Below are 26955 nucleotides of genomic sequence, written 5' to 3'. Positions count from 1 at the left end.
GACCTACAGAGGAATGTTCAGGTTCAGGTAGATGAGCTTGCTGGTCTCGCGCGTGTGATCGAGGCGTTGGCTTGAAAGGCCAATGCCATATGCGAGCGATGCGTGCGCGTTGAATTGCCACTGCTGCTCGAGCCGCACTTCCCACAGCATGCTGTTGCCGATATCCGTTTGACGGTAGCCGCCGACCGTCGCGTACGCGCGGTTCGCGAGCGACTGGTCCGCGTTGCGCCACGACGTCCACTGGTACATCGCCGTGAGTTGCGCCGTCATGTCGCGATGCGGCGCGAAGTACGCGGTGTTCGCGAGCGTGTTGCTGCTCGTGTTCAGCTCCACCCACGTCGCGACGAGATGGCTCGGCGTGTTGATGAGACGCTCGTACCACGTGCCGACCCACGCCTGGTTGAAGTTCGTGTCGCTATAGCGCGTCGCGCCGTACGTGAGATCGAAGTAGCGGTAGTCGTCGACGCTGTAGCGCACGCCACCCGTTGCCGCACGGCCCGTGACGCCCGCCTGGTACGCTTTCCACGGCAGCGTGTTGACGTTGCTGTCAACGCCCGCCGAAAAGCGCCAGCGGTCGTCGGGTGCGTAGCTCACGCTGCCTGCCCCGCCCGTTTTTGCCTGCCCGCCCGTCGAACGGTTGACTTCCGCCGCGGCGTCGATGCCATGAAAGCGGAAGTCCGCGCCGATGCCGTTGCGGATGCGGCTCACGCTGTTGCCGTCGCCCGTATTCGCGCGGCCGCTGAACTGATGCGCGAACACGCGCCAATACTCGGCGAGCGGCATCGAGTACAGCTGCGTGTCGATGCCCCAGTTCTCGTCGGCGAGGACCGAGTTTCCCTTCTGTCCGTTGCCGGCGACGATCAACTGCGGGCTCTTGTACGCCGCGTAATCCCGCTGGAACGTCTTGACCGTGTTGTTATCGGGGAAGCGGTCGCTGAAGGTCGCGTTGACGTCGGCCGCGCGATCGTACTGACCCAGTTCGAGCGCCGTGCGGCCCAGACCCGCGAGCGTTTCGATGTCGCCGGGGTGATCGACGAGCGTGCCTTCGTAGACCTTTTGCGCCTCGTGCGGACGTTGCTGAACGAGCGACGCATCCGAGCGCGCGCTGATCAGCGCGGGATCGAACGGCGCCTCGTGACGCAACTCGTCGAGCGCGGCGACGCCTTCGCGCGTGCGGTCCGTGTAGAGCAGGTACTGCGCCTGCAGCTTCTTCACGCGGCCATAGTCTTCGTTCACGTCTTCCGGGTGCTCGGAGAGATCCGCGCGAATCGGCGTGCTGGCGGAAATCTGCTTGAGCAGTTGCTGCGCGTTGTCGTAGCGGCCCGAATCGAGGTACGCGAAAAAGAGCCCTTCCTGTACGTCGATGCGCTTCAACGCATGCGGCTCGACGGACGGCACGAGCGGCTCGATGGGCGTCTGCAACGCGCGCTCATAAGCGGGCGCCGCTTTGCGCGGCTGGTCGATGTACGTGTACGCATCGCCGGCTGCCGCGTAGGTGCGCGCGGGCATCGGCTGATTCGAGCGCGACAGGTCTTCATAAAGCGCCGTCGCCTCCTTCATGCGCCCGACGCCCTGCAAAGCCGCTACTTTTTCGACGAGCACCGAACGGCGCACGTCCGCGAATTCTTCCGATGCCGGCATGCGCGCCAGCATCTCGTCGATGTGCGCGAGGGCCGTGTTCGACTGCGCGAGCCGGTCGGGTTCATCGGATGCAAGCGACTGCTGCCTTCCCCAGTACACCTCCGTTTCGACGACGAGCGCTTCAATCTGGAACAGGTCGTGTTCGGAGAACGCGTCACGGCTCGCACGCGCTTCCTGGAGCGCAAGCTGCGCGGCGCCCGCGCCCGCTTCCGCAAAGATCCGTTTGCGGAGCTGGTCGCGCTCCGTGTCTACCTTGCCTTCTGCAACATGCCCTGCTGCGACATTCCCCGTGCTTTCGGACGCAGTGGTCGGCTGCGCAGCGCAGTAGTCGCGCGCAAGCAGCACCAGCAGCAAGGCGGTCGCCTTGACTGCGGCGTGCTTGTGTCGGCTAGAGCGTTTCGTTTTCATGATTCCTCGCTTGTCGGTGCCAAACTCCAGACAAAGCGAGTCCCTGCACCATGCAAATGGCGCATGGAGAGCAACAACGTCGCGTGGCCTGTGAGAGGCGTGGAGTACAGCGTCTTGTTTCGATGGCCAGTTGTTGCGTCGCGCACCGGCCCCGTCCAATTGCGCGGCGAGGCTTATAGCGAAGTCCGTACCAGCACCCCTCTCGACCTTCCTGGTTAAGGGCTCACTACAAAATCGCGCTTGCAAGCGACCTGTAAAACGTCAAAAACGTTTCATCGCTGAACTCGACAAGCAATACGAATCAATTTTCGGAGTACGGATCGCGTATAGAAACAATCGTATTCATCGGACGCAAAACCATGCCCAGCAAAGAACATGCTTGTGCGTCGCAACAGATGCCGGTTTTGATTCAAAGCTGCAACGGCATGCACAGCAGGCGGAATTCGTCTGAGGCATGCAACGCGCGAAAGATTGCGCGGCCTCGCGCGGATCGCGTTGGCGATTCCCTATGAAATCGATTGAGACGTGCAGAGAGATTCAACACTTCCAGCTGTACGCGCAAGAAAACGCGCCTTTCACGCGTGCCGCGAGTGTCGCAACACGCACACAGCAGTGTGCGTTAGCGCACATAGGGCTGTCTGCATTCGATGTGCGCCAGCGCACAGAGCCCGAGTTCGAGCGTCGGGTATTGTCTCGCTGCACAATCAAAGACGAAGAAAGACGCGGGCCATGAATGGCAACGCATCGCAATGTAATTAGTAATACGACATAACACAATGACGGGGTAATCGATGGATTCTGCCTACCGCTCGGGATGTGGGCGCTGCGCGTGTGCGCAGACGCCGCTTCCCTTCAAGCCGCGACGCGCGGCGTCATAAGGTCAGATCGAAGGAACGTACGAGCAGACCCGGCAGCTTCATGCCGCCCGTCGCGCGTTCACCCCATGTCCAGTCGTTCAGCAGCAGTTCGGGCTGTGCGCCGATGCGCTCCAGTTCGCTGCCGAGGAGCCGGTACAGGCTGTCGTCGAAGCGCATCGCATCGACGGGCGCGACGATGCGGCCCTGCTCGACCCAGAAGGTCGCGAAGCGCGTCATACCCGTCATCCGGCAGTTCATCCGGTCCGAGAAGTTCACGTACCAGAGATTGCCGATATAGAGACCCGTGTCGAGCGCGCGCAGTACATCGGCTTGCGCAAGATCGCCACCTTGCATCGACAGCGCGGACGGTGTTTCACTCGCCGTCGCGCCATTCGGTGTGAGGCCGTATTCGCGGGCCGTACGAGCGTTGGTCAACTGGGCAACGGCGCGCCCTGCTTCGATGAGCGGAACGCTTTGTCGCTGATAGGCGTCGTCGTTGAAGCGCGGTGTGATGTCGAGCGTGAGATCTTCCGTCAGCGTGACGCGCGGATCGAGCGCAACTTCACCGATGTTCAGACGATAAAACTCGTTGCGCGCCGTCGCTTGTGTGCGCGCGGAGAAGGCGCTGAACGAGGCCGTCTCCATCAGTTCGCGTAACGCAGCGGGCGCGAAGTACGTGCGATAGCGGCCTGGCGCCAGCACGCGCGGCTCGCGTGATAGCACAGGCAAATGCGCAGCGGCCTCTTCCACCTTGCCTGCAAATACGGCATCGCTCCAGGTGCCGCCCGCATAGTGGCTCCTGATTGCGCGACCGCTCGCGTCATACAGCGACCAGCTGATATTAAAGTTCTCGACTTCATACCAGCCACGGCTGCCGAGCGACGAAGCAAAACCGCGCGCCATCGTGCCGCCCGCATAGAAGCCGACAAAGTCGAGTCCGAGCGCGCACTGCGCGACGATGAGCGGCAATGTATCGGGCGAAGGCAACGTGCCTGCGCGTTGCGTCGTTTCCGACCAGACCGTCGTGTCGAACAAAAGATGCGGATCGTCGGACGCATCGCGCAGGCCTTCGCGCAATGCCGCCAGCGTTTCGCCGATCGCGTGGGTGTCCGCGCCGATGTCGCCGCATAGCGTGAACGTCGAATAGGCCTGACGTTGTCCGTCGATCAGCCGCAGCGTGACGCTGGCTTGTGACACGTGGCCCGACTGGCGCACCTTGCCTTCGTTGAAGCGGATGAAGTCGGACTGCTCGGCGGAAAACGACGTCAACGCGACTTCATTCGCCGTCAGCCGCTGTTCGATCTCGTTCGCAAGCGTCATGAAATGCGTGCGAGAAGCGGATGAATGGTTGTCATGCATCATGCGCCTCCGAATACATCGACGTTGCTGAACACACATGCGGGCGACGCATGGCCGACGCGGATGATCTGCATCGGCTCGCCCTTGCCGCACATCGACGTGCCATACACACCGCGCGTCGCTTCGTTGCCGACGGCCACGAGGCTGCGCCAGAAGCACGCCGAGATGCCGCGATAGTTCGGCTGACGCACGACCTGCGTAAGCTGGCCGTTCTCGATCAGCTGGCCGTATTCGCAGCCGAACTGAAACTTGTTGCGATGATCGTCGATCGACCATGACGTGTTGGTCCGCATCAGGATGCCGCTTTCGATGTTCGCGATCATGTCTTCGAGCGTGCTGGTTCCCGGCTCGATGTTGAGATTCGCCATGCGGTCGATGGGCGGCCGGTTCCAGCTCGAAGCCCGCGAGTTCGCGACGCCCGCAAGCCGCGCGCGCTGCTGCGACAGCGCACCGCCGAGCGGCCGCATCAGCACGCCGTCGCGGATCAGGTACTCGCGTTTCGCGCGCGTGCCGTCATCATCGAACGCATAGCTTGCGGCTTCTTCGCGCAGGTCGGGATCGAATGTGACGTTCAGCAGATCGGAGCCGTAGCGATACGAGCCGAAGTGCTCGCGCTTGACGAAGCTCCAGCCGGCGAAGTTGCGCTCGTCACCGAGAATGCGGTCGAGTTCGAGCGGATGGCCGATCGATTCGTGAATCTGCAACATCATCTGATCGGGCATCAGCAGCAGATCGCGCCGGCCCGACGGACAGTTCGGCGCGGCCACCAGTTGCAGCGCTTCGTCTGCGATGCGCGCGCCCGCGCCGTCGAAGCCGAAATGCGCGAGCACATCTACACCGCCTTGCGCGAGCGTGCCGTAATCGCCGCCGAGCGTGCGCACCTGCGTCACGCCGTCCGCGTGCGCCGTCACGGAAATCTGCGGCAGCATGAAGCGGAAGTGCTGATCGACGCGTATGCCGTCGCTCGTCAGATACGTCTGCTCGCTGTGCGTGAGCTGCACGGCGGCCGTGCGCTCGACAATGCGGCCGTCGATGTTCGCTGCCGCGCATTCGTGCTGCAGACGTTCCAGCCATTCACGCCGGCCTGGCGACGTTTGCGCGACAGCGGGCGATTCATAGCTGCCGCTTTCGACAGGCCGCGCAATCTGCGTGTGATCGATCAGCGATACGGACGCGCATGCCTTGGCGCGTTGCGTCGCGATATCGAGCGCGGCTTGCAAACCACGCTCCGACAGATCAGCCGTGGCGGCATAACCCGCGCCCCTTCCACACCACGCGACCAGCATCGCGCCACGATCGCTCGCGATGCGCAGCGGTTGCGCGACGTCGTTGCGTACGGCGTGATCGTCGGTCCGTTCGTTCACGATACGCACCGACCAGAAGTCCGCCTCGCTGCGCAACGCGCGCGGCAAGCGGCTCATTAAGGATTCGATCATGGGGTTGCCTCACGAATGTCATGCGCCCATGCGAGCATCGACACGCCGGTAAGGCGCATGCGCTCGCACGCGAATGCCATATCGTACGCGATGCGCAATACCCGATCGCCTTACGTGCCGCGCCGTCTTGTCTTCATCCACTTCTCGCGCTGTGTCCCGGCGCACATTCATCCCGTTCGAGTGTCTGCCACTGCACATTCATCTGCGCTGCCGCATGCAAGCACAAGCCTGTTTTTCGCGTGCCGCGCGTGCATTTCATAAGGCTTTCCTCATTGGAAACCTCGCGCAAAATGATGCATTTCTGAACGTGACGAGCGACAAGTACATACGAGATTCGCTTGAATGGTCGTACGGACACGATGTTCTTTGACAAACATCAAGTCGCTCAAGAAGGTACTGACCCATGCCGTTATCACGGACAAGCCGTTTCTCTTTCAACGAACAGAGCCTCTGCCCATGCAAATCCAGAACGACCTTTCAGGCAGCACCGCGATCTCCAGCCCACGTACGGCCGATACGTCGCCGGACACATCGAGCACTTCAGCAACGAGTGGCGCAAAACCGGCCTCACCCTCTGCTGCCACATCCGGCGCACAGGGTGCGCAAGGCGCGTCGTCCGCAGGAGCGACGGGCGGCGACAGCCCTCAGGATGCGGCTATCAAGCAGTTGAAGGCGCTGATCGAGTCGTTGCAACAGAAGCTGTCGGCAGTGCAGCAGCAGATGGCCCGCGCACAACAGCAGGCGAATACGGATAGCACGGGGGCAGGCGCTGCGATGGTCGCTTCGTTGAGTGCGCAGGCGATGTCGATTTCAGCGGCGCTGCAAACGGCCACGGCCGAGCTTGCCCAACTGATTCTTTCTTCGTCGGGCAAGTCGACGGGCGGCATCGTCAATACACAGGCGTGAAGCGCTACAGCGCGACGTATCGCTCCTGAATGGGAACGTCGGCGTACTCGAAGGTCGGGCGCGCGTAGAAAAAGCCCTGCGCCAGCACCTTGGGCCATTGCGCGAGCCAGCGCGCGAGCGCCCTCGTTTCGACGCCCTCCACCACCACCGCGACATTCAGCCTTTCGAGCATCGACAGCACGCCCGATGCAACGGCTGACGCGCGCGGACAGTCCGGCACGCCATCGAGCATTTCGCGCGCGACCTTCACCGTATCGACATCGATCGTGCTCAGTAGCGCGAGTGACGAATAGCCGGTGCCGAAGTCGTCGATTGCGAGACGCATGCCTGCTTCGCGCAACGGCTTCGTCAGAGGCGGCGCAGCCAGCAGGCGCGTCGAGTCTTCCGTTTCGACGAGTTCGAGTTCGAGCAGATCGGGCTCGACGCCATGCAGACGCGCGATCTGCATCACGGTGGCCGGAAAGTGCTCGTCGGCGACGACGCGCGGCGGCACATTGACAGCGATCGGACACACCCGTTGCCCCTGGCGCTGCGCGTGAGCCAGCGCGCGGCACGCGCCGTCGATCACGTGATAGGTCAGTTGCAACGCGACAAGGGGATGATCGAGCGCGACGAGAAACGCATCGGGCAACAGCATGCCGTAGTCCGGATGCATCCAGCGGATCAGCGCTTCGACGCGCGCGAGCTTGCCTGTCTGCACATCGTAGATACCCTGAAACGCGAGCCGGAATTCACCGGCGAGAAGACCTTCGCTCACGCGTTGTTCAAGCTGGTTCATCAAGCGTGGCGTGTGCATCGTATTGTTCGTGCGCGTCGTCGCACGGGCATCATCATCCTCGCGATCGGCAGCGGTAGCGTGGCGAGCATCCATCGTATGGGAGGACCGTATTTATTGATGTGTGGATGGGATTGGCGTTTCCCCATTCGATGCACGTTTCATACCATGGGTTCGCTGTTTCCTGACAACCACGCCGGAACCCGCATGGCGCCTCATTCTACGGACGATCGCACGGATTCGCGGTCTGGAAAGAAAGCGTAACAACGTTTCGTGCGCGAAACATATGCGCCGGGTGTGCGCGGAACGCGGCGCGCGGCCCTGCTCGCATTGCAGCGGGATGCTCCGCGCTTACCCGCGCAGAATGCCGACTGTCAAAAGTGCTTCATGTGCGAATCGCTGTTGCGCGCGGCATTACCTCAGAGGTAATCGATTCGCCTTGCGACGGCCGATATGCTGGCGTCATTCGTCAACGAGCGGGAGAACAGCATGTCAACGTTTGCCGTTGCGCACCTGCATGAAGTGACGATGGGTGTGGAGATCGTCGAGTACCTGAAGCGCATCGATGCGACGCTTGCGCCCTATTGCGGCCATTTCGTGCTACATGGCGGCCGTTGCGAACGGCTCGAAGGCGACTGGCGCGGCGACCTGGTCGCCATTGAGTTTCCGAATCGTGACCTCGCGCGCGCATGGTACCGATCCGCCGCTTATCAGGCGATTCTGCCGCTGCGCACGGACAATTCAATCGGCGATGTGATTCTGATCGACGCGGTGCCGGCCTCGCACGTCGCGACGGATGTGTTGTGCGGATGAGCGCACATACATAAGCGCACATGGGTAAGCGGGGTGCGCCTCACTGCGTGGAAGCGCCACCCCTCACCCGGCATGGCGATCAACTGCCGAAGTACACCGAGCAATAGCTGACGGGACCGACGCATGTCGACATACCCGTGTTCGCGTCCGTGACGGGCATCCGCGATCCCGCGGCGTGCGTACCCGCCATGCCCGCACCTTCGCTTTCCTGCGCAGCCTTCTGGTGAGCGACCTGTTGCTGATAGATGGGGGCGACTTCGGGATACGACGTGTCGGTCACGAACTGCGAGCCATTCTGCTCGGCCTGGATCAGTTCCTGACGGACTTCTGCGCGCGTCTTCTCCTGCGCAAATGCGCTCGATGCGAATGCGGTCGAAGCGAGTGCGGCGATCGAAACAGTCAACAGTGCAAGCTTCTTCATTTCCAGCTCCTTCAGTGTAGAGGTGACGTCGATGCGTCACAGGATGTGTGGCGCTTCACTGTGATGAACAAAGCGATGTCTAAATCTATTCCCAACTTTTTTTGCTTTCTCACATCGACCGTTTGCCGATAAAAATTCTCGCGTGAGACGGGAATAAACACCGCTCCTCTGTGTTGGCGGCCTAAGCACGTCACCATCAGAAACGAAAGGAGCATTCGTGATGAATTCAAAGTCCCGAGCGTCGACGGCCCGCTGTATGCCATGCCGCTTCGCCGCGATCGGCGCAGCGGTATTCGCGCTCGCTGGCACTTTCGCGTATGCGGCCGGCTGGCTCACGCCTTCACGCCTCACGACGTATCGCATCATCAACCAGTTCCAGGCAAACAGCGGCCCACACCCGGGCTATCGCCGCAATCACGCGAAAGGGCTGTGCGTAGAGGGCTATTTCGACAGCAACGGTAGTGCGGCGTCGATTTCGCGCGCGCAGGTTTTCACGCAGGGCCGCACGCCCGTCATTGGCCGCTTTGCGATTCCAGGTGGTAATCCATCAGCGCCCGACGCCAGCGTGCCGGTTCGCAGCTTCGCACTGCTCTTCACACAACGCGATGGCGAGCAATGGCGTACGGCCATGAATTCGACGCCCGTGTTCGCGGTGCATACGCCCGAGCAGTTCTATCAGCAACTCGTCGCCGCACAGCCGGATTCCAAGACGGGCAAGCCGGATCCCGCGAAGCTGAAGGCGTTTTATGCATCGCACCCCGAAACGCAGCCGTTTCAGCAATGGGTGAAGACGCATCCGGCATCGTCCGGTCTTGGGAATGCGGCGTACTACAGCATCAACGCATTCCGCTTTACCGACGCGAGCGGACAGGAGCACACAGTGCGCTGGTCCGTGGAGCCGGAAGCGTCATATGCGCCTGTCGATCCGCAGGAGAAGAACGATCCCGATTTCCTGTCGCAGCAGTTCGGCGAACAACTGAAGCACGGCAACGTGCGCTGGCATCTGATCGTGACGGTTGCAAACGCCGGCGATCCCTCCAACGACGCGACGCTGCAATGGCCTGCCGACCGGCAGCGCATAGACGCGGGCACCGTGGTTATCGAACGTAGCGCGCCGCAAGCGGATGGCGTGTGCCGCGACGTGAACTTCGATCCGACTGTACTGCCGGATGGCATCGCGCCTTCTGACGATCCACTGCTCGCGGCGCGTTCGGCGGCCTATGCCGTGTCGTATCAGCGGCGCACACGGGAAGAAGCGCTGCATCACGCGCCCGCTACTTCGCAACCCTGAACGGAACGCATCATGACGAACACCTCTCGCCATTTCTCTCCGCTCGCGCGTCTTTTGCACTGGACAATGGCTGTGCTGATTCTCGCGATGCTATTCGTCGGCGTCGCGATGGTCGCGACTGTCTCGCACGTACATGCGACGTTGATCGCACTGCATCGGCCGCTTGGCGTTGTGTTGCTCGTGCTCGCCTTGATTCGCGTCGCCGTGCGACTGAAGAACGGCAGCCCCGCACTGCCCGACGATATGCCCGCATTGCAGCACTTCGCAGCCAGGGCATCGCATCTCGTGCTGTATGGGCTATTCATCGCGATGCCGTTGATTGGTTGGACGATGCTCTCGGCAGGCGGCTATCCCATCACGTTGTTCGGCACCTGGCATCTGCCCGCAATCGTGCCGCAAAACGTGGATCTGTTCGCGCTGTTGCGCGCGTTGCATACGTGGCTCGCATTCGCGCTGTTCGCGACTGTGCTCGCGCATATCGCGGCAGCCCTCTTTCATGGACTCATTCGTCGCGACGGCGTATTCTCCAGCATGGTTCGCGGCGGACGCTAGACCTTCTATGCGTCGCGTCGACCGCGTCTGCGACATAACGGAGGCGTTGCGTGTTCGAACAATGCAAATGGTTCAATGAGCCGTCGAGATGGTCGCTCGACGGCGACACGCTCAACGTGACGACCGATCCGAAGACCGACTTCTGGCGCAACACGCACTACGGCTTCACGCGCGATTCGGGTCACTGCTTCGGAGTCCGCACGCAAGGCGATTTCACCGCACAGGTGCGCGTGCGCGGACAGTTTCATGCGCTATACGATCAGGCGGGATTGATGGTGCGCGTCGACGAGTCGACATGGCTGAAGGCGGGTGTCGAATTCACTGACGGCATATTGATGATGAGCAGCGTATTGACGGTCGGCCAGTCGGACTGGGCCATCGGTGCGCCCATCGCGGCAGCGGATGGCTTCTGGATGCGTGCAACCGTCGCGCAAGGGGTGCTGCGCGTGCAGTATTCAATCGACGGAACGACGTGGCCTCTGTTGCGGCTTGCGCCTTTTCCTTTGGCCGCGCACTACTTCGTTGGCCCCGTGTGCTGCACGCCCGAACGCGGCGGATTGGATGTCGAGTTCTCCAGCTTCACGGCAGGCGTACCGTTGCAGAAGGATCTCCACGATCTGAGTTGAGCCTCATGTTCGCGCGGCGAGACGTACGGTACGCCTCGCCGCGCGCGGCGTTGTGCGCGGATCAAATCTGTTCCGAGAAACCCGCCTTGAGCGCCTGATAAATGCTGCGATAGCGCGCAAGCCTGTGCGCAAGCAACGGCGCCTGTGTACGATCGGGCTCGCAGGACTCGAGCGTCGGGGGCGCAAGGCAGACTTCGCTGATCGATTCACCTGTCACCGCGAGCCGTGCAAGGCGAGCCGCGCCGAGCGGCGCGCCAACGTCGCTGCCTTCGTGACGATGCATCGTGATGCCCGTTGCCGTCGCGCACAGGTTGGCCCAGAACGGGCTGCGCGAGCCGCCGCCGATGAACGACGCGCTCTGCAACGTCGTACCGGCGCTTTGCAGCGCGGCGTAGCCATCGGCCATCGCGAACGCAACGCCTTCCATCACGCTGTACGCGAGATCGCCCGTCGTATTTGCACCCGTCAAACCCCAGAACACGCCGCGCGCGTTCGCATCGTTATGAGGCGTGCGCTCGCCGCTCAGATAGGGCAGAAAGATCGGCGCGGCCGCTGGATCGGCCGTGCTCGCGAGCTCGGGCAAACTGCCGACTTCACGGTTCACCACTTTCGACAGCCACCCAAGGCTCGATGCCGCCGACAGAATCACGCTCATCTGATGCCAGCGATCCGGCAAGCAATGACAGAACGCATGCACGCCTTGCGCCGGATTCGGCGCGAAGCGATCGGTGCCGGCGAACAGCACGCCCGATGTGCCGAGCGACAGAAACGCGCTGCCCGCTTCCGCCACGCCCATGCCGATCGCGCTTGCCGCGTTGTCGCCAGCGCCGCCGCATAGCACGACGGGACCGGCAATGCCCCACTCGCGCCGCAATGCGTCGCTCAACTGCGCAGCACGCGCGCTGCCTTCGACGAGGCGCGGCATGTGCGCGCGCGTCAATCCCGTTGCCGCGAGCATGCGGTCGGACCAGTCGCGCTTCGCGACGTCGAGCCATAGCGTGCCCGAAGCGTCCGACATGTCCGACACGAAATCCCCTGTGAGCCGCCACGCAAGATAGTCTTTCGGCAACAGCACTTTGGACGCGGCGCGAAATACGTCGGGTTCGTGCTTTGCAAGCCAAAGCAGCTTGGGCGCGGTGAAACCTGGCATCGCCAGATTGCCCGTGATCTCGCGCGATTCGGGCACGAGCGCTTCCAGCTCCGCGCACTCGGCGAACGCGCGCGTGTCGTTCCAGAGTATCGCGGGCCTGAGTACTTCGCCTTTCGCGTCGAGCAGCGTCGCGCCGTGCATCTGTCCCGAGAGCCCGATGCCCCGCAGCGCTGCGAATGCGCCGGGATTCTCGCCACGCACGGCGGCAACGGCATCGAGCGTGGCCTGCCACCACGCATGGGGATTTTGTTCCGACCAGTGCGGATGCGGCTGCGCTACATCCAGACGCACGCCGCTTGTCGCGAGGGTCGTGGATGCGTCATCGGTCAGAATTACTTTTACCTCGGAGGTGCCGAGGTCGATTCCAAGGAAAGTCACTGCACGTCCTCACTATTTGGCATGAGTGGACGCCGCATGCTGAACATCGACGACACGCCAGCGCGGCTACGTGTTCACCGAGCAAGAGCTGGAGCAGCTGGCGCGGGGCGCGCGAGCGCGACTCTCCCGTGGGAAAGCATGTCTTCTCCATGGTCCGCCGGCTTGCGACTGCCGGCGCTCGTTCGACTCGTTGAAACGAGACGTTACCACGGTGCCCATGAACGGGACGACTGTGAGCGATTCGTCCCACATTTGCGTGGCTGATGGCATCTCCCTTTTTCGATGAATTTGACCGATTGAAATGCGCGGCAGACACTCGGCGGCAATCCCCCACTACATCTATGCGATCCATCATGGCTTCCATCGAACCCACGCACGCAACCGGCCGCGTTGCAGCTGTCCGGCCTCTCGAAGACAGGACGTTGCGCAAGATCGTCGTGGCGTCCGTCGCAGGCAACGCGATGGAATGGTACGACTTCTTCGTCTATGGCACGGCGGCCGCGCTGGTGTTCGGACAGTTGTTCTTTCCCGCGGGCGGCGATCCGTTGATCGGCACGCTCGGCGCATTTGCTGCGTTCGCCATGGGCTTCGTCGCGCGGCCGTTGGGCGGCGTCGTGTTCGGCCATATCGGCGACCGCTACGGGCGCAAGGCTTCGCTCGTCTGGACGCTGCTCATCATGGGTATCGCGACATTCGCGATCGGACTGCTGCCGACGTATGCGCAGATCGGCATCTGGTCGCCCGTTGCACTCGTCGTATTGCGTCTGCTGCAAGGCGTTGCGTCGGGTGGCGAATGGGGCGGCGGCGTATTGATGATCAGCGAAAGCGCACCGCCGGAAAAACGCGGCTATTACGCGGCGTGGAGCCAGTTGGGCGTGGGCGGCGGGTTCGTGTTGTCGTCAGCTGCGTTTCTCGCGGCGCAGTCACTGCCGCACGATGCGTTCATCAGCTGGGGCTGGCGGCTGCCCTTTCTCGCGAGCATCGCGATCTTTGCTATTGGCGTTTATATCAGGCACAGCCTGCCTGAAAGCCGGGATTTCGAGCAGACCGAAAAGCGTGGGGAGAAAACCCATATGCCTGTCGTCGAGGTCATCAGGCGGCATCCGAAAGAGATCTTGATGGCGATGGGGCTGCGCGTGGCGGAAAACGGCGGCGCTTATATCTTTCTCGCGTTTTCGCTTGTGTATGGAAAGTTTGTGGGGATCACCAGTTCGGTGATGTTGACGGGCGTCATGCTGGCGATGGTCGTCGAAATGGGCGCGATGCTGGCGTGGGGACGACTGTCCGATCGCATCGGAAGAAAACCTGTGTACATGATCGGCGCCGCGGGATTGATCGTGATGGCCTTTCCGTTCTTCTGGATGCTCGATACGCACCAGGCGCCGTGGATCTATCTCGCGCTTATTCTCGGTACGGCCGTTTGTCACGGCGCGATGATCGGTACATTGCCCGCACTCGTCGGCGAACTGTTCAGCACCGAAGTGCGATATTCAGGCGTGGCGCTTGGGCATGAAGTGGCGTCGATCTTCGCTGGTGGAATGTCGCCGCTGATTGCGACAGCGTTGCTTGCCAGATATCACGCTTACTGGCCGGTTTCGATCTTCCTGATGGTGCTCGGCGCGATTACTGTTGTGACACTCAGGTTTACGCATGAGACGCGTGCGGTTCGATGAAGCGTTGTGTCTCCGTGGTATCGCTTTTTGCCGGATTGACGCGCCTTTATGGGCGCAGGGCGTTCATCGCCGCGATGAGACCGCTTGCCGGGCTGGTGAGCGGCTTCATCGCTTGCGTCAATAACGCTGCCGCGCCCGCCATGGATGCCTGAGCCAACGCGACAATGGTGGCGCCGTCCTGGTAGGCGTCTTCCGTTGCGGCAGCGATCTTCGCCAGGTAAGCGGCGTGTTCGCCCGCTCTGAACAACTGCCAGGCGTCCTGCACGAGCCGGATTTCGACCTCAGCACCGGATCGCTTCGCCGCGTCCGTAAATATCCGTGCAGTCGGTGCCAGCGTCGTCTCAACAGCGCATAGCGCAATCACTTTGCCGCCGGCACGCGTCGCCTCTTCTGCCAAGGCACTGTCGACTCTTATCATGGGGACAGGGGCATTGGCCGATACGACTGTGATACAGAGCCCCAGAGTGGAACATGTGAGAAGTACTACGTCCGCACCACGTCCCAGATTCAACAGGGCATCGCAAGTCTGACGTTCGATGTCCGGGGTCAGCCCGCGAGCGAGTTCTGCAGCTGCGAGGAGGTCAGCGCGCACTTCATGGTGCAGCGAGCCCTGTGGCAGATTCAACTGCTGTGCCACTGTGTCGAACACCGCGACGTTACTGTCTGCCGTGTGTAAGCACGCGATGCGCATCGCTTTCTCTCCAGGTCGAGTCAAGCAGTTTCGCACAGGTACGCGGCGAGGTCGCGGCATTAGCGACGTGGGGCAGTTTCGCGGGAAGATCGGATGGAGAGGAAACGCGGGCACGTTCGTCGCTGTTGCATGCGGCCCGCTGGGAAAGCGACATTAAAACGCGCGCCCTACAAACGCCAAGACCCCGCTTTTGAGGGCGGGGTCTTGTCTTGGGTAAGGAGCCTGACGATTACCTACTTTCACACGGGCAATCCGCACTATCATCGGCGTGGAGTCGTTTCACGGTCCTGTTCGGGATGGGAAGGGGTGGTACCGACTCGCTATGGTCATCAGGCATGACGGGTTGCTGCGTCGCATTGATGGTGCGCCACAGCCAATCTGGAAGAAGCGTAAAGAGGGTATGGGTTGTGTTGTTTCTGGCACAACACCGATCTCAACCTGTGTGTCTGCTGGAGACCCTGCGCTGCGCGCAGGGTGGGACATCCGTAAGTGCTGAAGCACTAACGACTGTCGACACACACCTGTTATAGGATCAAGCCTTACGGGCAATTAGTATCAGTTAGCTTAACGCATTACTGCGCTTCCACACCTGACCTATCAACGTCCTGGTCTTGAACGACCCTTCAAGGGGCTCGAAGCCCCGGGGATATCTCATCTCAAGGCGAGTTTCCCGCTTAGATGCTTTCAGCGGTTATCTCTTCCGAACATAGCTACCCGGCGATGCCACTGGCGTGACAACCGGTACACCAGAGGTTCGTCCACTCCGGTCCTCTCGTACTAGGAGCAGCCCCCTTCAAATATCCAGCGCCCACGGCAGATAGGGACCAAACTGTCTCACGACGTTTTAAACCCAGCTCACGTACCTCTTTAAATGGCGAACAGCCATACCCTTGGGACCGGCTACAGCCCCAGGATGAGATGAGCCGACATCGAGGTGCCAAACACCGCCGTCGATATGAACTCTTGGGCGGTATCAGCCTGTTATCCCCAGAGTACCTTTTATCCGTTGAGCGATGGCCCTTCCATACAGAACCACCGGATCACTATGACCTGCTTTCGCACCTGCTCGACTTGTCGGTCTCGCAGTTAAGCACGCTTATGCCATTGCACTATCAGCACGATTTCCGACCGTACCTAGCGTACCTTCGTACTCCTCCGTTACACTTTGGGAGGAGACCGCCCCAGTCAAACTGCCCACCATGCACTGTCCCCGACCCGGATCACGGGCCAAGGTTAGAACCTCAAACAAACCAGGGTGGTATTTCAAGGACGGCTCCACGCAAACTGGCGTTCACGCTTCATAGCCTCCCACCTATCCTACACAGATCGGTTCAAAGTCCAATGCAAAGCTACAGTAAAGGTTCATGGGGTCTTTCCGTCTAGCCGCGGGGAGATTGCATCATCACAAACACTTCAACTTCGCTGAGTCTCGGGAGGAGACAGTGTGGCCATCGTTACGCCATTCGTGCAGGTCGGAACTTACCCGACAAGGAATTTCGCTACCTTAGGACCGTTATAGTTACGGCCGCCGTTTACCGGGACTTCAATCAAGAGCTTGCACCCCATCATTTAATCTTCCGGCACCGGGCAGGCGTCACACCCTATACGTCCACTTTCGTGTTTGCAGAGTGCTGTGTTTTTATTAAACAGTCGCAGCCACCAGTTTATTGCAACCCCTTCACCCTTTGCCCGCAGGGGCATCAAGCTACAGGGGCGTACCTTATCCCGAAGTTACGGTACCAATTTGCCGAGTTCCTTCTCCCGAGTTCTCTCAAGCGCCTTAGAATACTCATCTCGCCCACCTGTGTCGGTTTGCGGTACGGTCAATGTGAAACTGAAGCTTAGAGGCTTTTCCTGGAACCCCTTCCGATTGCTTCGCTCCCGAAGGAGCTCGCGCCACGCCCTTGAATTCCGTGCCCGGATTTGCCAGAGCACCTTCTCCAACGCAGCGACCGGGACTTCCAACACCCGGACAACCTTCCGCGATCCGTCCCCCCATCGCATTTCACACTGGTGCAGGAATATTGACCTGCTTCCCATCAGCTACGCATTTCTGCCTCGCCTTAGGGGCCGACTCACCCTACGCCGATGAACGTTGCGTAGGAAACCTTGGGCTTACGGCGAGGGGGCCTTTCACCCCCTTTATCGCTACTCATGTCAGCATTCGCACTTCCGATACCTCCAGCACGCTTTTCAACGCACCTTCGCAGGCTTACGGAACGCTCTCCTACCATGCACATAAATGTGCATCCGCAGCTTCGGTATATGACTTAGCCCCGTTACATCTTCCGCGCAGGACGACTCGATCAGTGAGCTATTACGCTTTCTTTAAAGGATGGCTGCTTCTAAGCCAACCTCCTGACTGTTTTAGCCTTCCCACTTCGTTTCCCACTTAGTCATATTTGGGGACCTTAGCTGGCGGTCTGGGTTGTTTCCCTCTTGACACCGGACGTTAGCACCCGATGTCTGTCTCCCGTGATTGCACTCTTCGGTATTCGGAGTTTGCTATGGCGAAGTAATCCGCAATGGACCCTTCAACCATGACAGTGCTCTACCCCCGAAGGTGATACACGAGGCACTACCTAAATAGTTTTCGGAGAGAACCAGCTATTTCCAGGTTTGTTTAGCCTTTCACCCCTATCCACAGCTCATCCCCTAACTTTTCAACGTTAGTGGGTTCGGACCTCCAGTACGTGTTACCGCACCTTCATCCTGGCCATGGATAGATCACCTGGTTTCGGGTCTACACCCAGCGACTGAATCGCCCTGTTCGGACTCGCTTTCGCTACGCCTGCCCTAATCGGTTAAGCTCGCCACTGAATGTAAGTCGCTGACCCATTATACAAAAGGTACGCCGTCACCCCTTGCGAGGCTCCGACTGTTTGTATGCATGCGGTTTCAGGATCTGTTTCACTCCCCTCCCGGGGTTCTTTTCGCCTTTCCCTCACGGTACTGGTTCACTATCGGTCGATCACGAGTATTTAGCCTTGGAGGATGGTCCCCCCATCTTCAGACAGGATTTCACGTGTCCCGCCCTACTTGTCGTACACCTAGTTCTTCCTCGCTGTTTTCGCCTACGGGGCTATCACCCACTATGGCCGCACTTTCCAGAGCGTTTGGCTAACAACAAAGATAAAGAGTACAGGCTGGTCCCATTTCGCTCGCCACTACTTTGGGAATCTCGGTTGATTTCTGTTCCTGCGGTTACTTAGATGTTTCAGTTCACCGCGTTCGCTTCGCATGGCCTATGTATTCAGCCATGGATGACCCATACGGGCCGGGTTTCCCCATTCGGATATCGGTGGATCAAAGCTCGTTTGCCAGCTCCCCACCGCTTTTCGCAGGCTACCGCGTCCTTCATCGCCTGTGATCGCCAAGGCATCCACCACATGCACTTGTTCGCTTGACCCTATAACGGGTGTGTCTCTTCGTGTTGCCACGCCAGACTCACTCGCTACAGGTTGAGTATTCGCGTTGTGCCGTATTCCAGGTTCGTCTTTCGATGAACTCAAAAAATACATTGATACAATCACAACCCTGATTCACCTACTCGCACACCCATCTCTAAGTATGCTTTCGTGAATCTCTTTACTACTTCTTCCTGATTGTTAAAGAACGACAGCCGATATCGAACTGCAATACCGCATCTGACTGGCTCAATTGCCAATGCTTAAGGCTCAGTTCACACTGAACGCTAGGCATTGGGAATTGGTGGAGGATGACGGGATCGAACCGACGACCCCCTGCTTGCAAAGCAGGTGCTCTCCCAGCTGAGCTAATCCCCCAGTCATACAGTACACAGGGGGGTTTGCGATCAGCCACCGCAGACAAGACGCTGGTGGGTCTGGATGGATTCGAACCATCGACCCCCGCCTTATCAAGACGGTGCTCTAACCGACTGAGCTACAGACCCCTGAGCCTGTCTTCAATTAACAGCCGACAAGTGTGAGCGCTCAACTTTGAAGCGCGAAGCTCTGGAAAGGAGGTGATCCAGCCGCACCTTCCGATACGGCTACCTTGTTACGACTTCACCCCAGTCATGAATCCTACCGTGGTGACCGTCCTCCTTGCGGTTAGACTAGCCACTTCTGGTAAAACCCACTCCCATGGTGTGACGGGCGGTGTGTACAAGACCCGGGAACGTATTCACCGCGGCATGCTGATCCGCGATTACTAGCGATTCCAGCTTCACGCAGTCGAGTTGCAGACTGCGATCCGGACTACGATCGGTTTTCTGGGATTGGCTCCACCTCGCGGCTTGGCAACCCTCTGTTCCGACCATTGTATGACGTGTGAAGCCCTACCCATAAGGGCCATGAGGACTTGACGTCATCCCCACCTTCCTCCGGTTTGTCACCGGCAGTCTCCCTAGAGTGCTCTTGCGTAGCAACTAGGGACAAGGGTTGCGCTCGTTGCGGGACTTAACCCAACATCTCACGACACGAGCTGACGACAGCCATGCAGCACCTGTGTTACGGCTCCCTTTCGGGCACCCTCACCTCTCAGCAAGGTTCCGTACATGTCAAGGGTAGGTAAGGTTTTTCGCGTTGCATCGAATTAATCCACATCATCCACCGCTTGTGCGGGTCCCCGTCAATTCCTTTGAGTTTTAATCTTGCGACCGTACTCCCCAGGCGGTCAACTTCACGCGTTAGCTTCGTTACCAAGTCAATGAAGACCCGACAACTAGTTGACATCGTTTAGGGCGTGGACTACCAGGGTATCTAATCCTGTTTGCTCCCCACGCTTTCGTGCATGAGCGTCAGTATTGGCCCAGGGGGCTGCCTTCGCCATCGGTATTCCTCCACATCTCTACGCATTTCACTGCTACACGTGGAATTCTACCCCCCTCTGCCATACTCTAGCCCGCCAGTCACCAATGCAGTTCCCAGGTTAAGCCCGGGGATTTCACATCGGTCTTAGCGAACCGCCTGCGCACGCTTTACGCCCAGTAATTCCGATTAACGCTTGCACCCTACGTATTACCGCGGCTGCTGGCACGTAGTTAGCCGGTGCTTATTCTTCCGGTACCGTCATCCCCCCACCGTATTAGGACGGAGGTTTTCTTTCCGGACAAAAGTGCTTTACAACCCGAAGGCCTTCTTCACACACGCGGCATTGCTGGATCAGGGTTGCCCCCATTGTCCAAAATTCCCCACTGCTGCCTCCCGTAGGAGTCTGGGCCGTGTCTCAGTCCCAGTGTGGCTGGTCGTCCTCTCAGACCAGCTACAGATCGTCGCCTTGGTAGGCCTTTACCCCACCAACTAGCTAATCTGCCATCGGCCGCCCCTTGAGCGCGAGGCCTTTCGGTCCCCCGCTTTCATCCCAGGATCGTATGCGGTATTAATCCGGCTTTCGCCGGGCTATCCCCCACTCCAGGACACGTTCCGATGTATTACTCACCCGTTCGCCACTCGCCGCCAGGGTTGCCCCCGCGCTGCCGTTCGACTTGCATGTGTAAGGCATGCCGCCAGCGTTCAATCTGAGCCAGGATCAAACTCTTCAGTTCAAACCTGTTACTGTTTTTCGGTTCCGTTAAGAACCGGTCGCTCACTCAAAATCACTGACGAAAGTTTCGATTACTCGAACCTTCCTCAATTACTTCTGTGTGAGACTCGATTACTTTCGCTTGTTCAGTGACCCGAAGATCACCGCGCGCCGCCATCGAGCACCCACACTTATCGGCTGTTGATTGTTAAAGAACATTCGCTAAAAAGCCGCTGTTTTCTGCTGCTTTCTTGCGTCTCCGTCGTTTGGAGAGGCCGAATTATGCGGAACCCCCAGGGGGCTGTCAAGCACTTATTTCGCACGATCTACGAAAAGTTTGCGATGCCACTTTATTAGGCACACGCATCGACTCTCAATTGCAATGTACTCGCCTATTCAATCAAAGGCTTAGCGCACATTGCAGAGGAGATCTTTGCGCCGGACACGACGCAAATCGCACAAAAGAAAAAAGCACGCGGAACATCCGCGCGCTTTTTTCACAAGAACTCCCGGCTTGGTGAGCAGCGTGAAGTCCGCTACCCATGCGCCACTTCACTCAAGAACCGACGTAACCCGGCGGTGCGTTCACGTTGCTCTTCGCGACGCTCGCATTCTTCGACACCACATAAACGGGCGCTTCCGTCAGATTCAGCTTTAGCGTGCCTTCCGTGTAGTTCAGCGTCATCGGGTTGCCCATCATGTCGAGCACCTTGACCGTGCCGCTCGTGCCAGGCGCATCGACTGCAAGGCTGTAGGCCGCGCTATACGTCGAGCTGAAGCCCGCGCTTGCACTCCACGCATCGTTGTTGTGCGTCCACAAGGCGGTGATTACCGATCCATTGTTGACCTGCTGGAACGAATAAGCATAGACACCCGATGGCGTGTTCTTCACAGGGCCAAGCGTATTCGTGCCATCCAGAATGCGCGACATCGCACTCACGACCATGGCGGCCGGCTTCGGGCTGATGTTGCTCGCACCGAACGAGCCTTGCGCGTTCGACAGATCGAAGAACGTGCCATAGCCCACTTCGCCCGGATAGTCCGCACCGTAGAACACGTACGAAACATCCGCGCCTTCGCCGAGCAGGATGATGTGCGTGCGTGCGACGACGGCGCCCTGCGCGAACAGCACGTTACCCGTCGGATAGTTGGGACCGTACTGCGAACCGAGGTCATAGCTGATACCCACTTCCGTCTGATACAGCTTCATGCCCGAGCGGTACTGGTTCAGCATCGTCGTGCGCAGCGTGCGCATCGAGTTGTTGAGCGCGTTCGCGGCATTAGCGGCGACGGGGTCGGTTGCGAGACGCTCAGGCGGATGCGAAGGCGACGTGCCCGCATCGTAGTAGCCGTGCGTCGCCACGCCATCGATGTACTTGCCGTAACCCAGCGAAGCAATGCGTTGCAGACGGTTGTTCGTGAGGCTCGGGAATGCGTCCGCCGGCCCCATCACGACAGCACCAGGATCGGTCGAGTGAATGCCCTGATAGACCGACTGGTACAGCGACACGAAATTGGCATCCGTATCCGTCCAGAACTGATTCGGCTCCCACGTCACCTGATAGTAGTTCGCCGACTGCGTCGGGAAGTACTTCAGGCGAATCGCGTTCGACTCGGTGCCGACGCGGCTCATGTAGTTCTGCAGATACGACATGTCCTTCGGCAAGGTCGTGAAGTCCTCGACGCCACCCGACTTCGACGCCCATCCGGGTGTGCCATCCAGACGGATCAGGCGCATCACGTTGCCCGACGTATAGAACGAGTCGAGATTGTTCGCCGACGGATTGAACGTGTTCGCGCCATTCGGTTCCATCACCGACATCTGGCGGTCGTCGATCGTCTGTGTGATGCCGAGGCCAGCGAGCACCGCTGCGCGATCGTTTTCACCCTGCATGCCGAAGCGGTGCTGCTCCTGCTTCGTGTACGTCACGGCGGGCACGATGCCACTCAGGTTCGGAATCACCCCAAAGGTGGCGATGCCCGTGGGACGCGTGCCGGCCTGCGGTAACGCGCCACCGCCCGCCTTCAGGCTGCCGGCCACCGCGAAGTAACCCGCGAGTGTCGAATTACAGGTCAGAGTCGTCGTCGCTGCGCCACCCGGCACCGCGAAGCTGCCACTAGCCGCGACGCGGCCCGTCGTATCGTTGATCGACCAGTTCAGCGTGTCGGCATTGTTCGTGTTCGTCGTGAACACAAGCGGGAAACTCGCGCCTGACGCGAACATGCGCGTGCCGTCGCTGCTAGCCGTATCGGCGGAAATCAGCGGACCACCTGCCGACGCGCTCGCCGTCGAAGGCGATACGCAACTGATGGTGCCCGTGGTGTTGCCGTTGGCCGTCGCATTCGCGCCCGACATCGCGGAAGTTTGAGAACCGCTATTGGCCGATGCGCCGGCCGGGTCGCTGCCGCCACCACCGCCGCAGCCCGCGAGAAGGACGGCTATCGATGACGAAACAAGAAGTAAATTGGCTTTCATGGAAGTACGAATGGGCAATCGAAATCCGTCCGAAAACGCCTGGCAAAAATGCCCGAACGCGTACGCTGGATTTCTGGGTTGGCTGTCTTGCACGCGGAGTCGTTCTTACTGCGTCGACTGCCGGTGCGCCGGGGGTGCCGGTAATTTGGAGCAGCGCGTTTCCTGCATGCCCGCAACATTTTTCAGTGCGAGTGAGGCCGTGCTCAACCGATTGCAACCAGATGTAACTGCAAAACAGATCGGGATAATGTCTGATTAATAACGCGATATACGCGGTCATTAATCAGATTTAAACCGGAAGCGCCGTGAGACGGCCTTTCCAGCCTTCAGACAAAAACATCCAGCTACCCGGACTCTTTTTGCAAGGCCGAATCGTACCGAACGACAATGCTTACGTCTGCTGAAACGGGGTAACTCTTTGTAACGTATGAAGATTCATCACATTCATTTTGTGCGCTTGCATTCGCACGATGATAAACACCGTATTAAACTTGCACGTCACGCACGTTTCCCAGGTCAAAATTGCGCAATCTTTCAATGACCTGTAAATAGGGATATATGATTGGCGCAAAACAGCTAGCTGGTTTTTTGCCCATTTATTTTCCATTTTTAAAAGGCGCGCATCGCACGATGAATTCTTTTCTGGCGATTTTCCGAATCGCCTGAATCAGTTGCGATTGGTGATTTACTTGCCCAATTCGCGAAATCCAATCCGTTTGTCGCGCTTCACACACACGCACACCGGCTTTTTTCAACCGAATAGTCGAGTTTTATTGACCTCTTGCGAAAGCTGACTCATATTGCATAACGACCATTGCGATTACGTGCGACGCATTGCGTCGTAAAGGCGATGTCCTGCGCACGATGGTTGCCAACGAGAAGAATGTGCGATGCCGTCACGCGTGCCGGCATGGGAGTCTGTCCATGGACACGATTCGCAAGCGTCCAGTGCCGCCGCACGAGCAATGCGACACGACGCAGGAGACAAAACCTGGCGCGCAGCGAGACCATCCTGCGCCGCCGCTCGATCTGCTATTTCCCCTCGACGCTTCAGTGCCTCATGCACGCGCGAACCGGGCTGCGGATGATGCGCACGACCCGTTGCCGACTTATCCGCCACTTTTCAGGCGCATCAGGCCAAGGCCGCGCCGTATCGCTGCGCCTACGTCAGTGAGTACGCCCGACTGGAAGCTGAGCACGGGCGCCGCTGTCGTGTTGCTAGGCTTCGCGATCGCATTCGGCACCTACATTACGCTGACGCAGCGCGATGCGATGCAAAGCCGCTTGCGCCGCATCGTCACCCAGAACGAACTGCGCGCGATGCCGCGTCACGATCGACCGACGATCGCCGATCGCACGCAGGAACTCGCGCGGAGCCTGCGAGAGCAGATCGAAGCGCTGCGCAGCCGCGATGCAACCGATACGGCCGTCATGGCGGGCGCCGCCGCTCATCAGTCCGCAAACGCGCACAGCAGCACACTCGCTAGCAGCACGCCGAGCTTGCCGGTAACGACGGCGCCCGTGTCGTCAGCCAAGACACCGCCTAAGACGCAAAAGACGCCTGAGAAACAGACGAAACAGCTTGCAGCAAAGCCACTTGCCCCTCCGCTGCCTCAGCCCGCGCCACGCACACGTCAGCTCGCCAGCGTGCCGCCGCCCACGCGCGCTCACAGCACGACGGCTGCACAACAGGAACGTCGAACCAGCACGAAGCAGGCGAATGCCGCGTGCGGCCCGCGTTCGCCTTGTGTGCAAGCGAACGCGCAAAGTCCGCGCAAGCCCGTGAAGGTCGCAAGCAAAACGCCGCCGGCAAAGTCCGCCACGTCCACCGTCGCGGCACGACGCACGCCAGCAAAAACAGCCTCAAAGCCCGTGCAGCACACGCCTCTTCCCACCGTTCAGGCCTGGTCTCCACCCGAGAGTCCCGCCACGTTGCCCGCAAGCGACGACTCGCAAGTCTATCGGCAGCACTAGCTTTCCTGAGCGCCGTCATTCCGCCATCGCGAGAAAAGCGGCCGTCTGGCGGAAAGAGACGAAGCGATGTCGCCTGAGCGTGCGCCGTCGTTCTTACCATGGAAAGATTGGCAAGCGCCGCATAGAACAGCGATAACGCGCATGCCTCCATCCGAGGACGCTCATTGGGGCGTGGGGAGACACGCGCATGCATCGACAGCTGTCAGCATCCCTGGTCTCTTCGACGAGCGAGACGGCTCGCACGCTTTCACGCGTCAGCAAGGCTGCCGTCGCACTGACGCTCGCGCTCTTTTGCACGGCATGCGGCAACGGCTCGTCGGACAGCGCGAGCACCAGTAACGCCGGCACTAATGGCACGGGAGCGGGCTCAGGCTCAGGCAGCGGCACATCGGGTTCGGGCGGCAATGCAGCACCGACAGCGACCGCCTCAGTCGCCACCGACGTGCTGACACATCACAACGATCTCGCACGCACTGGTCAAATGCTCGCCGAGACGACGCTCACACCGGCCAACGTCAATTCGGCAACGTTCGGCAAACTCGCGTTTCTGCCCGCCGACGGCAAGGTGGACGGCCAGCCGCTCTCGGTCACCAGCCTGTCGATCAACGGCACGACCCACAACGTGATCTATGTCGTGACGGAGCACAACAGCGTCTACGCGTACGACGCCGACAACTACGCGCAACTATGGAAGGTCTCGCTGACGGGCACGAACGAAACACCCAGCGACAATCGCGGCTGCAACGACATCACGCCGGAAATCGGCATTACGTCGACGCCCGTCATCGACCGCAGTCGTGGCGCGAATGGCGTGCTGTACGCGGTCGCGATGACGAAGGATGCAAGCGGCGGCCTTCATCACCGCCTGCATGCCCTCGATCTCGCGAGCGGCGCCGAACTCTTCGGCGGTCCGACCGAAATCGCGGCGACCGCGCAAGGCACGGGCGGCAACAGCGTCAACGGCGTACTCACCTTCGATCCTTCGCTGCACACGGAGCGCGTCGCGTTGACGCTCGTAAACGGCAACATCTTCATGGGCTGGACGGCGCATTGCATGGCCGGCGCGTACACGGGCTGGATCATGAGCTATAGCGCCGACACGTTGCAGCAGACAGGCGTCGTCAACGTCGCGCCGAACGGTCATCAGGGATCGGTCTGGATGGCGGGCTCGGGCATGGCATCGGATGGCACGTCCATTTATCTGGTGGACGGCAACGGTACGTTCGGCACGACGCTCGATGCCAACGGCTTCCCCGTCGATAGCGATTACGGCAATTCGTTCATGAAGCTGTCGGCCAGCCCGCTCAAGGTGACCGACTACTTCGCGCCGCTCGACGTCGTGGCGCTCGCAAACGCAGACGGCGACTTCGGCTCGGGCGGTGCGATGCTGTTGCCCGATCAGAAGACTGCCGACGGCACCATCAAGCATCTCGCGGTCGCGGCAGGCAAGGACAACAAGATCTATGTGGTCGATCGCGACACGATGGGCAAATTCAACGCGAGCGCGAACAACATCTGGCAGGTGTTGACGGGCACGCTGGCGGGCGGCATCTGGGGCTCGCCCGCTTATTTCAACGGCACCGTCTACTACGGCGCATTGAACGACAACATCAAGGCGCTGCCCGTCACCAATGCGATGGTTGCCAGCACGGCTGCATCGAAGAGCCCGACGACCTTCGCCTATCCGGGCGCCGTGCCCGCGATATCGGCGAATGGGACCTCGAACGCCATACTGTGGGCCGCGGAAAACGGCACGACGGGCGCGCTGCACGCGTACGACGCGACCAATCTCGGCAGCGAACTCTACAACAGCAATCAGGCGGGAACCCGCGACCAGTGGGGCGCGGGCAACAAATTCATCACGCCGATGATCTCGCGCGGCAAGGTCTACGTCGGCGCGACCAACGGCGTCGTCGTGTTCGGCCTGCTGCATTGATCATGCTGTGACCCATATCGCGTTGCAGCACGGAAAATGGCGACGAATGGCGTGCTTCTGGCGTGCTGCGCCGCTGTGAGGCGATATGCTGGAATAGCTACCCTT

The 26955-nt window shown here is 60.0% G+C and carries 16 protein-coding genes, 2 tRNA genes and 3 rRNA genes; 8 read left to right on the top strand and 13 right to left on the bottom strand.

Features of this window, described 5'->3' with window-relative positions:
* Positions 1-3: 3 nt before the first annotated feature.
* The 3 genes from pgaA to C2L65_RS07200 all read right to left on the bottom strand — a co-directional run bounded on the left by pgaA (position 4) and on the right by C2L65_RS07200 (position 5701).
* Positions 4-2049: a poly-beta-1,6 N-acetyl-D-glucosamine export porin PgaA gene (gene pgaA, locus C2L65_RS07210; protein WP_042311401.1), complete on the bottom strand. Its 2046-nt coding sequence runs from the start codon at positions 2047-2049 to the stop codon at positions 4-6.
* A gap of 872 nt (positions 2050-2921) precedes the next feature.
* Positions 2922-4265 (bottom strand): TldD/PmbA family protein, encoded by a 1344-nt coding sequence (locus tag C2L65_RS07205; RefSeq protein WP_042311534.1) that lies wholly within the window; start codon positions 4263-4265, stop codon positions 2922-2924.
* The gene (locus tag C2L65_RS07200) at positions 4265-5701 is read right to left on the bottom strand and encodes a TldD/PmbA family protein (RefSeq protein WP_042311399.1); all 1437 of its coding nucleotides are present in this window, start codon (positions 5699-5701) and stop codon (positions 4265-4267) included. Before C2L65_RS07200 ends, C2L65_RS07205 begins: the two co-directional genes overlap by 1 nt.
* 456 nt (positions 5702-6157) lie before the next feature.
* Between C2L65_RS07200 and C2L65_RS07195 the strand changes: the two genes are divergently transcribed.
* Positions 6158-6607, top strand: coding sequence for a hypothetical protein (locus C2L65_RS07195; protein WP_042311532.1), 450 nt, complete (start codon positions 6158-6160; stop codon positions 6605-6607).
* A 4-nt stretch (positions 6608-6611) separates the two neighbouring features.
* On the opposite strand, the gene C2L65_RS07190 is transcribed toward C2L65_RS07195, so the two are convergent.
* Entirely contained in the window at positions 6612-7403 is a 792-nt protein-coding gene (locus C2L65_RS07190) for an EAL domain-containing protein (protein WP_229513286.1), read from the bottom strand.
* A gap of 468 nt (positions 7404-7871) precedes the next feature.
* On the opposite strand from C2L65_RS07190, the gene C2L65_RS07185 reads away from it, so the two are divergent.
* Positions 7872-8195 carry a DUF1330 domain-containing protein gene (locus tag C2L65_RS07185; RefSeq protein WP_042311530.1) on the top strand — a complete coding sequence of 108 codons (324 nt, stop codon included), beginning with the start codon at positions 7872-7874 and terminating at the stop codon, positions 8193-8195.
* Positions 8196-8274: 79 nt separating this feature from the next.
* Here C2L65_RS07185 and C2L65_RS07180 read toward each other — a convergent pair whose 3' ends face one another.
* Positions 8275-8616, bottom strand: coding sequence for a DUF4148 domain-containing protein (locus C2L65_RS07180; protein WP_042311393.1), 342 nt, complete (start codon positions 8614-8616; stop codon positions 8275-8277).
* Positions 8617-8836: 220 nt separating this feature from the next.
* Between C2L65_RS07180 and C2L65_RS07175 the strand changes: the two genes are divergently transcribed.
* The 3 genes from C2L65_RS07175 to C2L65_RS07165 are packed head-to-tail and all read left to right on the top strand — an operon-like array spanning position 8837 to position 11085.
* Positions 8837-9907 carry a catalase family peroxidase gene (locus C2L65_RS07175; RefSeq protein WP_042311391.1) on the top strand — a complete coding sequence of 357 codons (1071 nt, stop codon included), beginning with the start codon at positions 8837-8839 and terminating at the stop codon, positions 9905-9907.
* A 12-nt stretch (positions 9908-9919) separates the two neighbouring features.
* Positions 9920-10459, top strand: coding sequence for a cytochrome b (locus C2L65_RS07170; RefSeq protein WP_042311389.1), 540 nt, complete (start codon positions 9920-9922; stop codon positions 10457-10459).
* Between the two features lie 50 nt (positions 10460-10509).
* On the top strand, positions 10510-11085 hold the full coding sequence (locus C2L65_RS07165; RefSeq protein ID WP_042311388.1) for a DUF1349 domain-containing protein: 576 nt from the start codon (positions 10510-10512) through the stop codon (positions 11083-11085).
* Positions 11086-11146: 61 nt separating this feature from the next.
* On the opposite strand, the gene xylB is transcribed toward C2L65_RS07165, so the two are convergent.
* Positions 11147-12613 (bottom strand): xylulokinase, encoded by a 1467-nt coding sequence (xylB, locus tag C2L65_RS07160; protein WP_042311387.1) that lies wholly within the window; start codon positions 12611-12613, stop codon positions 11147-11149.
* A 353-nt stretch (positions 12614-12966) separates the two neighbouring features.
* On the opposite strand from xylB, the gene C2L65_RS07155 reads away from it, so the two are divergent.
* Positions 12967-14286, top strand: a complete 1320-nt coding sequence (locus C2L65_RS07155) for an MFS transporter (protein ID WP_042311385.1) — start codon at positions 12967-12969, stop codon at positions 14284-14286.
* Between the two features lie 46 nt (positions 14287-14332).
* On the opposite strand, the gene C2L65_RS07150 is transcribed toward C2L65_RS07155, so the two are convergent.
* From C2L65_RS07150 to C2L65_RS07120, 7 genes are all read right to left on the bottom strand, one after another.
* The gene (locus C2L65_RS07150; RefSeq protein WP_042311384.1) at positions 14333-14977 is read right to left on the bottom strand and encodes an aspartate/glutamate racemase family protein; all 645 of its coding nucleotides are present in this window, start codon (positions 14975-14977) and stop codon (positions 14333-14335) included.
* A 220-nt stretch (positions 14978-15197) separates the two neighbouring features.
* A 5S ribosomal RNA gene (rrf, locus tag C2L65_RS07145) occupies positions 15198-15311 on the bottom strand.
* A 194-nt stretch (positions 15312-15505) separates the two neighbouring features.
* A 23S ribosomal RNA gene (locus tag C2L65_RS07140) occupies positions 15506-18386 on the bottom strand.
* 300 nt (positions 18387-18686) lie between these two features.
* Positions 18687-18762: transfer RNA gene (locus C2L65_RS07135), tRNA-Ala, on the bottom strand.
* Between the two features lie 51 nt (positions 18763-18813).
* Positions 18814-18890 (bottom strand) — tRNA-Ile (locus C2L65_RS07130).
* 65 nt (positions 18891-18955) lie between these two features.
* Positions 18956-20486, bottom strand: a 16S ribosomal RNA gene (locus tag C2L65_RS07125).
* The 16S, 23S and 5S rRNA genes sit together here with 2 tRNA genes alongside, the layout of an rRNA operon.
* Before the next feature lie 534 nt (positions 20487-21020).
* On the bottom strand, positions 21021-22940 hold the full coding sequence (locus C2L65_RS07120; RefSeq protein WP_042315286.1) for a hypothetical protein: 1920 nt from the start codon (positions 22938-22940) through the stop codon (positions 21021-21023).
* 924 nt (positions 22941-23864) lie between these two features.
* Here C2L65_RS07120 and C2L65_RS07115 point away from each other — a divergent pair.
* On the top strand, positions 23865-24914 hold the full coding sequence (locus tag C2L65_RS07115) for a hypothetical protein (RefSeq protein ID WP_042315285.1): 1050 nt from the start codon (positions 23865-23867) through the stop codon (positions 24912-24914).
* A 187-nt stretch (positions 24915-25101) separates the two neighbouring features.
* Entirely contained in the window at positions 25102-26850 is a 1749-nt protein-coding gene (locus C2L65_RS07110; RefSeq protein WP_042315284.1) for a PQQ-binding-like beta-propeller repeat protein, read from the top strand.
* Positions 26851-26955 lie beyond the last annotated feature (105 nt).

Origin of the sequence: Paraburkholderia terrae, from assembly GCF_002902925.1 — a bacterium.
Classification (GTDB): Bacteria; Pseudomonadota; Gammaproteobacteria; order Burkholderiales; family Burkholderiaceae; genus Paraburkholderia; species Paraburkholderia terrae.
Note: the sequence above shows the minus strand (reverse complement) of the source record. Positions and strands in the feature narration are given on the sequence as shown.